The sequence below is a fragment of the Citrobacter sp. wls619 genome (assembly GCF_005281345.1).
Classification (GTDB): domain Bacteria; phylum Pseudomonadota; class Gammaproteobacteria; order Enterobacterales; family Enterobacteriaceae; genus Citrobacter.
Genome location: NZ_SZXJ01000099.1, coordinates 114,201 through 126,145, shown reverse-complemented (window position 1 = coordinate 126,145; position 11,945 = coordinate 114,201). Strand labels below are relative to the sequence as shown.

The 11,945-nt window shown below is 53.5% G+C and carries 13 protein-coding genes; 5 read left to right on the top strand and 8 right to left on the bottom strand.

The genetic code is table 11. From position 1 onward, the window contains the following. Window positions 1-2 precede the first annotated feature (2 nt). Complete coding sequence (locus FDX19_RS21835) at window positions 3-161, top strand: autotransporter outer membrane beta-barrel domain-containing protein (RefSeq protein WP_256376109.1); 159 nt, start codon at window positions 3-5, stop codon at window positions 159-161. 59 nt (window positions 162-220) lie between these two features. On the opposite strand, the gene gpmA is transcribed toward FDX19_RS21835, so the two are convergent. The 7 genes from gpmA to modE form a co-directional block, all read right to left on the bottom strand. Next, a complete protein-coding gene (gene gpmA, locus FDX19_RS21830) occupies window positions 221-973 on the bottom strand; it encodes a 2,3-diphosphoglycerate-dependent phosphoglycerate mutase (RefSeq protein WP_003022999.1) in 753 nt (250 codons plus the stop codon). A 220-nt stretch (window positions 974-1,193) separates the two neighbouring features. Next, entirely contained in the window at window positions 1,194-2,234 is a 1,041-nt protein-coding gene (gene galM / locus FDX19_RS21825) for a galactose-1-epimerase (RefSeq protein ID WP_137384368.1), read from the bottom strand. Then, window positions 2,228-3,376, bottom strand: a complete 1,149-nt coding sequence (gene galK, locus FDX19_RS21820; protein WP_137384367.1) for a galactokinase — start codon at window positions 3,374-3,376, stop codon at window positions 2,228-2,230. The genes galM and galK overlap by 7 nt, the downstream gene beginning before the upstream one ends. A gap of 3 nt (window positions 3,377-3,379) precedes the next feature. Further along, complete coding sequence (gene galT, locus FDX19_RS21815) at window positions 3,380-4,426, bottom strand: galactose-1-phosphate uridylyltransferase (RefSeq protein ID WP_137384366.1); 1,047 nt, start codon at window positions 4,424-4,426, stop codon at window positions 3,380-3,382. A gap of 9 nt (window positions 4,427-4,435) precedes the next feature. Further along, window positions 4,436-5,452: a UDP-glucose 4-epimerase GalE gene (gene galE / locus FDX19_RS21810; RefSeq protein WP_137384365.1), complete on the bottom strand. Its 1,017-nt coding sequence runs from the start codon at window positions 5,450-5,452 to the stop codon at window positions 4,436-4,438. A 220-nt stretch (window positions 5,453-5,672) separates the two neighbouring features. After that, window positions 5,673-7,145, bottom strand: coding sequence for a molybdate ABC transporter ATP-binding protein ModF (gene modF / locus FDX19_RS21805; protein ID WP_137384364.1), 1,473 nt, complete (start codon window positions 7,143-7,145; stop codon window positions 5,673-5,675). A 157-nt stretch (window positions 7,146-7,302) separates the two neighbouring features. Further along, on the bottom strand, window positions 7,303-8,091 hold the full coding sequence (modE, locus tag FDX19_RS21800) for a molybdenum-dependent transcriptional regulator (RefSeq protein WP_137384363.1): 789 nt from the start codon (window positions 8,089-8,091) through the stop codon (window positions 7,303-7,305). A gap of 130 nt (window positions 8,092-8,221) precedes the next feature. Here modE and FDX19_RS21795 point away from each other — a divergent pair, with 130 nt between their 5' ends. The 4 genes from FDX19_RS21795 to modC all read left to right on the top strand — a co-directional run bounded on the left by FDX19_RS21795 (window position 8,222) and on the right by modC (window position 11,084). Beyond that, the gene (locus FDX19_RS21795; protein WP_003023026.1) at window positions 8,222-8,371 is read left to right on the top strand and encodes an AcrZ family multidrug efflux pump-associated protein; all 150 of its coding nucleotides are present in this window, start codon (window positions 8,222-8,224) and stop codon (window positions 8,369-8,371) included. A 189-nt stretch (window positions 8,372-8,560) separates the two neighbouring features. Next, complete coding sequence (gene modA, locus FDX19_RS21790; RefSeq protein ID WP_137384362.1) at window positions 8,561-9,334, top strand: molybdate ABC transporter substrate-binding protein; 774 nt, start codon at window positions 8,561-8,563, stop codon at window positions 9,332-9,334. Then, complete coding sequence (gene modB, locus FDX19_RS21785; protein ID WP_008784169.1) at window positions 9,334-10,023, top strand: molybdate ABC transporter permease subunit; 690 nt, start codon at window positions 9,334-9,336, stop codon at window positions 10,021-10,023. The genes modA and modB overlap by 1 nt, the downstream gene beginning before the upstream one ends. 2 nt (window positions 10,024-10,025) lie before the next feature. Next, a complete protein-coding gene (gene modC, locus FDX19_RS21780; protein ID WP_137384361.1) occupies window positions 10,026-11,084 on the top strand; it encodes a molybdenum ABC transporter ATP-binding protein ModC in 1,059 nt (352 codons plus the stop codon). Here the strand turns inward: modC and FDX19_RS21775 are convergent, their stop codons facing one another. Further along, the gene (locus FDX19_RS21775) at window positions 11,085-11,903 is read right to left on the bottom strand and encodes a pyridoxal phosphatase (protein WP_137384360.1); all 819 of its coding nucleotides are present in this window, start codon (window positions 11,901-11,903) and stop codon (window positions 11,085-11,087) included. Window positions 11,904-11,945 lie beyond the last annotated feature (42 nt).

Sequence of the window (11,945 nt, the reverse complement as noted above, 5' to 3'; positions counted from 1 at the left end):
AGGTGAAGCAGGATCTTCCGGCAGATCGCGCCGAGGTGAAAGTAGGTATCCAGGCGAATCTGAATAGCCAGTGGAGCATCACCGGTCAGGTTGCTGGGCAAAAGGGGCATAATGATTATGGCGATCTCAACGGTAGCCTGGACGTCCGTTACAGCTGGTAAAGTGGAATAAAAAAATAGAGTACTCAGGCCTACAAGCAAGCTTGTAGGCCTGATGAAAATTACTTCGCTTTACCCTGGTTGGCTACCGCTGCCGCTTTTGCGGCGATCTCGTCAGCGTTACCCAGATAGTAATGTTTGATCGGCTTGAAGTTTTCGTCGAACTCATACACCAGCGGGACGCCGGTCGGGATGTTCAGTTCAAGAATTTCATCTTCGCCCATGTTATCCAGGTATTTCACCAGCGCACGCAGGGAGTTACCGTGAGCGGCGATAATCACACGCTCACCGCTTTTCATGCGCGGCAGAATGGTTTCATTCCAGTAAGGGATAACGCGATCGATAGTCAGCGCCAGGCTTTCGGTAACCGGCAGTTCTTTGTCTGTCAGTTTGGCATAACGTGGATCGTGACCCGGATAACGCTCGTCATCTTTAGTCAGTTCCGGCGGGGTGACCGCAAAGCCGCGACGCCATTGCTTAACCTGCTCGTCACCGTATTTCTCAGCCGTTTCGGCTTTGTTCAGCCCCTGCAGCGCGCCGTAATGACGTTCGTTCAGTTTCCAGGATTTCTCAACCGGCAGCCAGGCCTGATCCAGTTCGTCCAGGACATTCCACAGGGTGTGGATGGCACGTTTCAGCACAGAGGTATAAGCAAAATCGAAGCTGTAGCCTTCCTCTTTCAGCAGTTTACCTGCCGCTTTCGCTTCGCCCACGCCTTTTTCAGACAGGTCAACATCATACCAACCGGTAAAACGGTTTTCGTTGTTCCACTGACTTTCACCGTGACGTACCAGAACCAGCTTAGTTACAGCCATACACTCACTCCTATAAATCATATTGAATGATAATAATTATCATTATATTGCCGTAATGCGCCAGCGGCAATGCTTACGCATAACCATAGCGAAAATAGCGGCGCAGTGTAAGGTTCTTGTGAACTCAAGGTTGCGATTTTGTCTTTGAGTGGTGTGGTTTTGAGCGGATTCCGCATGGGAATAAATGACGAGCCGGGTATTGGCTCGTCACGGTTAACTGTCAGGCAGGAATAAACCGGTATTCGGTCAGGCTGGAATACTCTTCACCCGGTCGCAGGAAGCAGTCTGGCTGCGGCCATTCCGGATGATTTGGGCTGTCAGGCAGAAATTCACTTTCCAGCGCCAGTCCTTGCCAGTCGGCATAGACTTCAGGCCCACGGGATGGCGTACCGCCGAGGAAGTTACCGGAATAGAACTGCAAAGCCGGGGCCGATGTATAGACCTCCATTTGCAGTTTTTCATCCTGGGACCAGACCATAGCGACCGGTTTGCGGGCATCGCCTTGCGCCTGCAACAAGAAAGCGTGATCGTAACCTTTCACCATGCGCTGATCGTCATCGGCCAGAAATTCGCTGGCGATGATTTTCGGGGAACGGAAATCAAAAGTGCTTCCGGCGACGGATTTCAACCCGTCATGCGGGATGCCCATTTCGTCTACGGGTAAATACTCGTCCGCCAGTATTTGCAGCTTGTGCTGACGCACATCCGTTTTATCGCCGTCGAGATTAAAGTAGACGTGATTTGTCAAATTTACCGGGCAGGGCTTATCCACCGTCGCACGGTAGGTAATCGAAATACGGTTATCATCGGTCAGGCGATATTGCGCGGTGGCGCAGAGGTGACCCGGAAAACCCTGGTCGCCATCGTCAGAGGTTAAGGCAAACAGCACCTGACGGTCATTCTGATTGACTATCTGCCAGCGGCGTTTGTCGAAGCCGTCCGGCCCACCGTGCAGTTGGTTGTCGCCCTGACTGGGTATTAATTCGACGGTCTCACCGGCAAAGGTATAACGGCTGTCGGCGATACGGTTAGCGTAGCGGCCGATGGATGCGCCTAAAAATGCGGCCTGGTGTGGGTACTGCTCCGGGCTGGCGCAGCCGAGTAATGCTTCGCGCACGCTACCATCGCTAAGCGGGATACGGGCAGACAGCAGCGTCGCGCCCCAGTCCATCAGCGTGACGACCATCCCCGCGTCATTACGCAGGGTGAGCAGGCGAAACGGCTGGCCGTCGGGCGCCATTACGGGAATTTCGTTTAGCACTGTCCGGCTCCTTGTGACGGTTTGCAGACGTAAAAGGTTTCCTTGATACCGGTTTTCGCTTCGTACTGTTCAGCGACAGCCTGCTGTACGGCAGGAACCAAATCTTGTGGGATCAGCGCCACGATGCAGCCGCCGAAGCCGCCGCCGGTCATACGTACACCGCCTTTATCGCCAATGGTCGCTTTGACAATCTCGACCAGCGTATCAATTTGCGGCACGGTGATTTCGAAGTCATCGCGCATTGAAACGTGAGATTCCGCCATCAGTTGGCCCATCCGTAGCAGATCGCCTTTTTCCAGCGCCTGCGCGGCTTCAACGGTACGCGCATTTTCTGTGATCACATGGCGGACGCGTTTGGCGACAATCGGATCCAGCTCGTGGGCGACGGCGTTAAACGCTTCAAGGCTGACATCACGCAGCGCGGGTTGTTGGAAGAAACGCGCGCCGGTTTCACACTGTTCGCGACGGGTGTTGTACTCACTGCCAACCAGCGTACGTTTAAAGTTGCTGTTGATGATCACCACCGCCACACCTTCCGGCATGGAAACCGCTTTGGTGCCCAGCGTACGGCAGTCGATCAGTAGCGCATGATCTTTCTTGCCCAGCGCCGAGATGAGCTGGTCCATAATGCCGCAGTTGCAGCCGACAAACTGGTTTTCCGCTTCCTGGCCGTTCAGGGCAATCTGCGCGCCGTCGAGTGGCAGATGATAGAGTTGCTGGAACACGGTACCAACGGCGACTTCCAGCGAGGCGGAAGAGCTTAATCCCGCACCCTGTGGGACGTTACCGCTAATCACCAGATCCGCGCCGCCAAAGGCGTTATTGCGCTTTTGCAGATGCTTCACGACGCCGCGCACGTAGTTTGACCACTGCTGGGTTTCGTGCGCAATAATCGGCGCATCAAGAGAGAACTCATCTATCTGATTCTCGTAATCCGCCGCAATCACACGCACGGTGCGATCATCGCGGGGGGCACAGCTGATAACCGTTTGATAGTCGATGGCGCACGGCAGGACGAAGCCGTCATTATAATCAGTGTGTTCGCCGATCAGGTTTACACGGCCGGGTGCCTGAATGGTATGGGTGGCAGGGTAGCCAAACGTTTCAGCAAACAGAGATTGTGTTTTTTCTTTCAGACTCATTATTTAAACTCCGGATTCGCGAAAATGGGTGTCGCTGACCGCACGCAGACGGTCTGCCGCTTGTTCTGCTGTCAGATCGCGTTGGGTCTCCGCCAGCATTTCGTAACCAACCATAAACTTACGTACGGTCGCGGAACGTAGCAGCGGTGGATAAAAGTGTGCGTGCAACTGCCAGTGGTCATTCTCTTCGCCGTTAAACGGTGCGCCGTGCCAGCCCATAGAGTAGGGGAAAGAGCACTGGAACAGGTTGTCATAACGACTGGTCAGTTTTTTCAACGCCAGCGCCAGGTCAGTTCGCTGTTCGTCGGTCAAATCGGTAATTCGCAGGACATGCGCTTTTGGCAGCAGCAGCGTTTCGAATGGCCATGCCGCCCAATAGGGCACGACTGCCAGCCAGTGTTCGGTTTCTACAACTGTACGGCTGCCGTCTACCTGTTCACGCTGGACATAATCCAGCAGCATTGGCGTGCCCTGCTCGGCAAAGTATGCTTTTTGCAGACGGTCTTCACGCTCGGCTTCGTTGGGCAGGAAACTGTTGGCCCAAATCTGTCCGTGCGGGTGCGGGTTTGAACATCCCATCGCCGCACCTTTATTCTCAAATACCTGCACCCAGGGATAGGTTTTCCCTAAATCTGCGGTTTGTTCCTGCCACGTTTTCACGATTTCGGTCAGCGCGGGTACGCTGAGTTCCGGTAGCGTTTTGCTGTGATCGGGCGAGAAGCAGATCACGCGGCTGGTACCGCGTGCGCTCTGGCAACGCATCAACGGATCGTGGCTGTCGGGAGCATCCGGGGTATCAGACATCAGCGCGGCAAAATCGTTGGTAAAAACGTAGGTCCCGGTGTAATCGGGGTTTTTATCGCCGGTAACGCGTGTATTGCCAGCGCACAGGAAGCAGTCCGGATCATGCGCGGGCAGTACCTGTTTAGATGGCGTTTCCTGCGCCCCCTGCCAGGGGCGTTTTGCACGATGAGGCGAAACGAGGATCCACTGTCCGGTGAGCGGGTTAAAGCGGCGGTGTGGATGATCGACAGGGTTGAATTGCGTCATAACGTGTCCTTAATCCGAATATCCCTGTGGATGGCGTGATTGCCAGTGCCAGGTATCTTGTGCCATTTCATCCAGTGTACGCGTCACGCGCCAGTTAAGTTCGCGGTCTGCTTTGCTGGCATCGGCCCAGTAGGCAGGCAGATCGCCGTCGCGGCGCGGAGCAAAATGGTAGTTCACTGGCTTACCACAGGCTTTGCTGAAGGCATTGACCACATCGAGTACGCTGCTACCAACGCCAGCGCCAAGGTTGTAAATATGTACCCCTTGCTTGCCTGCCAGTTTTTCCATGGCGACAACGTGGCCGTCGGCAAGATCCATCACGTGGATGTAATCGCGAACGCCGGTACCGTCTTCGGTCGGGTAGTCATTACCAAAAATGGCCAGAGACTCACGGCGGCCCACGGCAACCTGCGCGATGTAAGGCATCAGATTGTTAGGGATGCCTTGCGGATCTTCGCCCATGTCTCCTGACGGATGTGCGCCAACCGGATTGAAATAGCGCAGCAACGCGATGCTCCACTCAGGTTGTGCTTTTTGCAGATCGGTCAGGATCTGTTCGACCATCAGCTTACTTTTGCCGTACGGACTTTGTGGTGTGCCGGTCGGGAAGCTTTCAACGTAAGGAATTTGCGGCTGATCGCCGTAGACTGTGGCGGAGGAGCTGAATATGAAGTTTTTCACGTTGGCGGCGCGCATCGCATCGACCAGACGCAGAGTGCCGTTGACGTTGTTGTCATAGTACTCCAGCGGCTTAGCAACGGATTCGCCGACGGCCTTCAGACCGGCAAAGTGGATGACCGTATCGATGGCATGATCGTGCAGGATTTCGGTGATCAGCGCTTCGTTACGGATATCACCTTCGACGAAGGTCGGATGTTTTCCACCTAAACGCTCAATAACGGGCAGTACGCTGCGCTTACTGTTGCAGAGGTTATCAAGGATCACGACGTCGTGGCCATTCTTAAGCAACTGCACACAAGTGTGGCTTCCAATGTAACCGCTACCACCTGTAACCAATACTCTCATAATTCGCTCCGTTATGCCTATATCATGTAATGAAGATAGCATAACAAAGTTGTGAAAAGTGTGACATGGGATAAATTAGTGGAATCGTTTACACATGCTGACTTTCAACGCCTGAATTTTATTTTTTTATTTTAAATCATTATGTTATTTAATGATTGCAGCTTTTTTCTGAAAAAATCAGGCTTAAAAAAGGGCGCATTAGCGCGCCCCGGTATGAAAACTAACGCAGGGATGATTGCCGATAGGTGTAGATATCGTTTTCTGGTACGAACTCCAGTCGGTGGGTAATGCAGGCGGGTGCATCTTCAGCATGGTGAGAAACAAACAGTAATTGGGTTTCACCTTCACCGATCAGAACATCAACGAAGCGGCGGATCAACTGGCGGTTTAGCGGGTCCAGGCCTTGCAAGGGTTCATCAAGGATCAATAGCGTAGGGTGTTTCACTAACGCGCGGACGATCAGCGCCAGGCGCTGCTGCCCCCAGGAAAGGCTGTGGAAAGGGGCGTCTGCAGTGCGTTTATCCATTCCCAGAATATCCAGCCACTGTTGCACCAGCTTGTGTTGTCTATCTGATACGGCCTGATAAATACCGATTGAATCGAAATAGCCGGAAAGAATAACGTTACGCACCGTGGTGCTTACCCGGTAATCCAGATGCAGGCTGCTGCTGACGTAGCCAATGTGCTTTTTAATATCCCAGATGGTTTCGCCGCTACCCCGACGACGGCCAAACAGCGTCAAATCATTGCTATAACCCTGCGGATGATCGCCGGTGATTAAACTGAGCAGCGTTGATTTTCCCGCCCCGTTGGGACCGACAATCTGCCAGTGTTCCCCTGGGTTTACCCGCCAGCTCAGATGATGAAGAATGGGGCGATCGTTATAGGAAACGACCCCGTTGTTGAGCACAATCCGCGGCTCGTTCTCAGACAATATGCGGCGTACGGAAGGTTCATCCGGTTCGGGGAGGGTAATACCATCAAGCCGTTCACTATGCGCAAGTTGGGCGATTAACGCTTGTTGCAGAAGGGCCGTTTTTTCACCGGTTTCTGTCAATGTGCAATCGGCGAGTACGCCAGCATATTGCACAAAATCGGGGATCTCATCAAAGCGGTTTAGCACCAGCACTAACGTAAAACCGGCCTGGTGTAACGCCGCGAGCAGTTCTGCCAGCTGGCGGCGTGAAGCCACATCCAGCCCGTCAAACGGTTCATCAAGGATCAGCAAATCGGGTTCAGACATCAGCGCCTGACAGAGCAGCGTTTTCCGCGTTTCACCGGTGGAAAGGTATTTGAAACGCCTGTTGAGTAGGGCAGAAATGCCAAACTGCTGCGCCAGGGCGGCACAGCGAGCAGGATCGCTGACCTCATCCTGAATAATTTCCGCGGTGGTGCGCCCGGTATCGTCTTCGCCAGGGCTAAGAAGATCGGTGTTGTTACGCTGCCATTCGTCGCTGACCAGCTTTTGTAGCTGCTCAAAGGAGAGACGGGTGATACGCATGAACTGGCTGTGGCGTTCGCCGTTGAGTAACGGCAATTCTCCGGCCAGCGCACGCGCCAGTGCGGATTTTCCGCTGCCGTTAGACCCCACAAACGCCCAGCTATCACCCGCGTTTAACGTCAACGAATTCAACTGAAGCGTTTTGGTATCACTCAGACGAAACGTGCTTTGCGAAATTTGCAACGATGACATTTTGCATCCCATTTTTTGCAGCGATGAATGACAGGGATACGTTGTCCGGGCGGGAATGTCAATGCAGTTTGTTGCCGGATGGCGGCGCGGGTACCTTATCCGGCCTGAACGTAGGCCTGATAAGCGCAGCGCCATCAGGCGAAGCGGGCTTAAAGATTTAGCACAACGTGGCGATAATCACTCTGTCCGCGTTGAAATAGGCAGTGACATTCGCGCCTTCTTGCAGTGATAGCGCATCGTCAGTCGGAACGGTGGCGCACAGCGTTTGTCCATCCGGCAAGGTCATTAACACCTCACACTGCTCGCTTCCGCGTTCAATATGGCTGATGGTGCCTTGCAATTGGTTATCGGCGGCCTGAGCGATAGCATCATCCTGGGTGATCCCCACCCACGGCGCTTTCAACAGGATCAAGACTTCTTTGCCTTCATCAAGCCCCAGACGTTCACCGCTCTGCGCGGTAATCGCCACTTTCAACCGTGTTTCGCCATCGGCCAGCAGGACGTCAACATGCTGTTGAACCTGGTCGTGGTCGCGTGCGGTGATGGTGCCAAACCATTGGTTACGCGCACTGGTTTGTAGTGAGAAGCGGGAGATGGCCGCCAGCAGGCTATTAAGTGGAACCGCATCGTCATCGCTCAGGACATCGAAGGCTTTTTGCTGAATTTGCGCCAGCAGATCGTATAACTGAATCAGGCGCTGGCCGTAGCGGGTTAACACTGCACCGCCGCCGCCTTTGCCACCGGTGGCGCGCTCTACCAGCGTCTGCTCACTCAGCTGGTTCATTTCGTTAATCGCGTCCCAGGCGCTTTTATAACTGATACCTGCATCCTTCGCGCCCTGACTGATGGAGCCGGAAAGCGCAATGTGCTTAAGCAGAGAAATGCGGCGGGGATCGGCAAACAGTTTTTGCTGAAGTTTCAGTGTAAGAAGGATTTCGGCCTGCATAACAAGCTCCTGGCAAAAAAGGGTATTGTGACGGAAAACAGTGCCTGAGCAAAGCCGACCGCACAAAAGGGGAGTGCTTTTCTGTGTTATGTGGTTAGAATACAACTAAGGACTATATCTGGAGTTGACCATGTTAGAGTTATTGAAAAGTCTGGTATTCGCCGTAATCATGGTACCTGTGGTAATGGCCATCATTCTGGGACTGATTTACGGACTGGGTGAAGTGTTCAACATTTTTTCCGGTATCGGTCAGAAAGACCAGTCCAGACAGAATCATTGATTCCCCGAACGCCCGCTTAGCCGGGCGTTTTTTATTGCTCATTATCCAACTGCGTTAGTTCCTCAAGATCCTGCTTTCCCTGCCGATATTTTCTTTGTGTAACCTCTAATTGGTAGTAATAACCACTGGGAAAATCCTGATTTAATCGTTATATTTGCGCCTACATAACGAAACTCAAAGGAGTTACAGATGGCACGTACATGGTTACGCTTGTTTGCAGGGGCAACACTTTCTCTTTCTGTTGCCGGACATGCACTGGCGGATGAAGGTAAAATCACAGTGTTTGCAGCGGCGTCGTTAACGAACGCGATGCAGGACATTGCCGCAGAATATAAAAAAGAGAAGAATGTTGATGTTGTCTCCTCTTTTGCCTCTTCTTCTACGCTGGCACGCCAGATTGAAGCCGGTGCACCGGCCGATCTGTTTATTTCTGCCGATCAGAAATGGATGGATTACGCGGTAGACAAAAAGTCTATCGATACCGCAACGCGCAAAACGCTGCTCGGTAACAGTCTGGTCGTTGTCGCGCCGAAAGCCAGCGCACAGAAAGACTTCACCATCGACAGCAAAACCAACTGGACCAGCCTGTTGAACGGTGGTCGTCTGGCGGTCGGCGATCCGGAACATGTTCCGGCGGGTATTTACGCGAAAGAAGCGCTGCAAAAACTGGGAGCATGGGATACCCTGGCGCCGAAACTGGCTCCGGCTGAAGATGTTCGTGGCGCATTGGCGCTGGTTGAACGCAACGAAGCCCCGCTGGGCATTGTCTATGGTTCTGATGCCGTCGCCAGCAAAGGCGTAAAAGTTGTGGCGACTTTCCCGGAAGACTCACATAAAAAAGTGGAATACCCCATCGCGGTTGTTGATGGGCACGCCAACGCAACGGTCAGCGCGTTCTATGATTACCTGAAAGGACCGCAGGCCTCTGAAATCTTCAAACGTTATGGATTTACGACCAAGTAATGATACTGACCGATCCTGAATGGCAGGCCGTCATACTGAGCCTGAAAGTTTCTTCCCTGGCCGTCTTGTTTAGCCTGCCGTTTGGGATCTTCTTTGCCTGGCTACTGGTACGCTGTAAGTTCCCAGGCAAAGCACTGCTCGACAGCGTACTGCACTTGCCGCTGGTACTGCCTCCGGTCGTGGTGGGGTACCTGCTGCTGGTGGCTATGGGGCGGCGCGGATTTATTGGCGAGTGGCTATATGACTGGTTCGGTATCACGTTTGCGTTTAGCTGGCGTGGTGCGGTGCTGGCCGCGGCGGTGATGTCTTTCCCTCTGATGGTGCGGGCAATACGTCTGGCGCTTGAAGGTGTTGACGTCAAGCTGGAGCAAGCGGCCCGCACGCTGGGGGCCGGGCGCTGGCGCGTATTCATGACCATTACCTTACCGTTGATGCTGCCTGGCATTATCGTCGGCACGGTGCTGGCGTTCGCGCGTTCCCTCGGTGAATTCGGCGCAACCATTACTTTTGTCTCCAATATTCCGGGTGAAACCCGCACCATTCCTTCGGCAATGTACACCCTCATCCAGACCCCCGGCGGCGAAAGCGCGGCGGCAAGGTTATGTATCATCTCTATTGTGTTAGCGCTGATTTCGCTACTGATTTCTGAATGGCTGGCGCGTATTAGCCGTGAACGGACGGGGCGATAATCATGCTGGAACTTAATTTCTCCCAGACGCTGGGAACCCACTGTCTGACGCTCAACGAAACGCTGCCAGCCAGCGGTATTACCGCTATTTTTGGTGTCTCTGGCGCGGGCAAAACGTCGCTGATTAATGCTATCAGTGGTCTGACCCAACCCCAGTCCGGGCGCATTGTGCTCAACGGTCGGGTATTGAATGACGTTGAAAACGGTATCTGCCTGACGCCTGAAAAACGTCGGGTGGGCTATGTTTTTCAGGATGCGCGTCTGTTCCCGCATTACAAAGTGCGCGGTAATCTGCGCTATGGTATGGCAAAAAGCATGGCCGGGCAGTTTGATAAGCTGGTGGCATTGCTGGGCATTGAGCCTTTGCTTGACCGTCTACCTGGGGGCCTTTCCGGTGGTGAAAAGCAGCGTGTTGCTATTGGTCGGGCGCTACTTACCGCACCAGAGTTATTGCTGCTTGATGAACCGTTAGCCTCACTGGATATTCCGCGCAAACGCGAACTGCTGCCTTATCTGCAACGGCTGGCGCGTGAAATTAATATTCCCATGTTGTATGTCAGCCACTCGCTTGATGAGATTTTGCATCTGGCCGATAAAGTGATGGTGTTGGAAAACGGGCAGGTCAAAGCGTTTGGCTCACTGGAGGATGTCTGGGGGAGCAGTGTGATGCATCCCTGGCTACCGAAAGAGCAGCAGAGCAGCATACTGAAAGTTAACGTACTGGAGCATCACCCGCATTATGCGATGACCGCGCTGGCGCTGGGCGATCAGCATCTGTGGGTCAATAAGCTGGATCAACCGCTGCAAACTGCGCTGCGCATTCGTATTCAGGCGTCGGATGTTTCACTGGTATTACAACCGCCGCAGCAGACCAGTATTCGTAACGTGTTGCGCGCCAAGGTTGCGCAGAGCTATGACGACAACGGGCAGGTGGAAGTGCAGCTTGAGGTCGGCGGGAAAACGCTGTGGGCGAGGATCAGCCCGTGGGCCAGGGATGAGCTGGGCATCAAACCTGGCCTGTGGCTGTACGCACAAATTAAGAGCGTGTCGATTACCGCCTGATTACAGCAACTGAGAATAGATAAATTTGGCGATGCTGTCGGTGGTGTTGTCACCTATCACGATGTTGGCGCGGGCTTTGACTGCATCATCGGCATTGCCCATCGCCACGCCGGTACCCGCGGCTTCCAGCATACTGATATCATTGAAGTTGTCGCCAAAAGCGATCACGTTTTCCATTGATCCACCTTGCGCTTCAATCCACTGGGCAAGGCGTCTTCCTTTGCTATTGCCTTTACGGGCCACGTCAACCTGATCGTGCCAGGACCACTCACACTCCAGCCCCAGCTGCTGTTCAACATGTTTACCAAACTGCTGCAGCTTTGGAATATCTTCGTCAGTCAGGGCAAATTTCCACACGGCATTAACGTCATGCGCGGCCTGTGCCAGCGAAGGAACCTGAGTGAAGGTCGGGCGCTGTTCCGGCGGCAGCGTTTGCGCCCAGTTTGCGGTACGCACGACATGCCCGGTCGGGCGTTCATACAGCATGGCCTCGTCAACATACATCAGCCCGTGGATCTGATGTTCATTCAGCATATCAATCAACTGCAACGCCTGGTTAACCGGAAGGGGATCGGATTCCAGTACCTTTTTTGCCTGATAATCATACAAGTAGGTACCGTTACAGCAAATTGCAGGTGTATCCAGCGCCAGTGCCTGATAAAAAGGATGAATAGCAACGTGATGGCGACCCGTGACAATGATAAGTTGGTAGCCTGCTTCTCTGGCGCGAGAGAGCGCCTCGAGAGAGGATGGCAGCAAGGTTTTTTTCGGGGTCAGCAACGTACCGTCTAAATCCAGGGCAATCACGCGTGCGGTCATAGGTTTTTCCAGATGAAGGTTGAGAATTTTGTCTGTCAGAAT

Coding starts and splice junctions, on each gene's coding strand:
- gpmA (WP_003022999.1), bottom strand. CDS start 973: ATGGCTGTAACTAAGCTGGTTCTGGTACGTCACGGTGAAAGTCAGTGG.
- galK (WP_137384367.1), bottom strand. CDS start 3,376: ATGAGTCTGAAAGAAAAAACACAATCTCTGTTTGCTGAAACGTTTGGC.
- galT (WP_137384366.1), bottom strand. CDS start 4,426: ATGACGCAATTCAACCCTGTCGATCATCCACACCGCCGCTTTAACCCG.
- galE (WP_137384365.1), bottom strand. CDS start 5,452: ATGAGAGTATTGGTTACAGGTGGTAGCGGTTACATTGGAAGCCACACT.
- modF (WP_137384364.1), bottom strand. CDS start 7,145: ATGTCATCGTTGCAAATTTCGCAAAGCACGTTTCGTCTGAGTGATACC.
- modE (WP_137384363.1), bottom strand. CDS start 8,091: ATGCAGGCCGAAATCCTTCTTACACTGAAACTTCAGCAAAAACTGTTT.
- FDX19_RS21795 (WP_003023026.1), top strand. CDS start 8,222: ATGTTAGAGTTATTGAAAAGTCTGGTATTCGCCGTAATCATGGTACCT.
- modA (WP_137384362.1), top strand. CDS start 8,561: ATGGCACGTACATGGTTACGCTTGTTTGCAGGGGCAACACTTTCTCTT.
- modB (WP_008784169.1), top strand. CDS start 9,334: ATGATACTGACCGATCCTGAATGGCAGGCCGTCATACTGAGCCTGAAA.
- modC (WP_137384361.1), top strand. CDS start 10,026: ATGCTGGAACTTAATTTCTCCCAGACGCTGGGAACCCACTGTCTGACG.
- FDX19_RS21775 (WP_137384360.1), bottom strand. CDS start 11,903: ATGACCGCACGCGTGATTGCCCTGGATTTAGACGGTACGTTGCTGACC.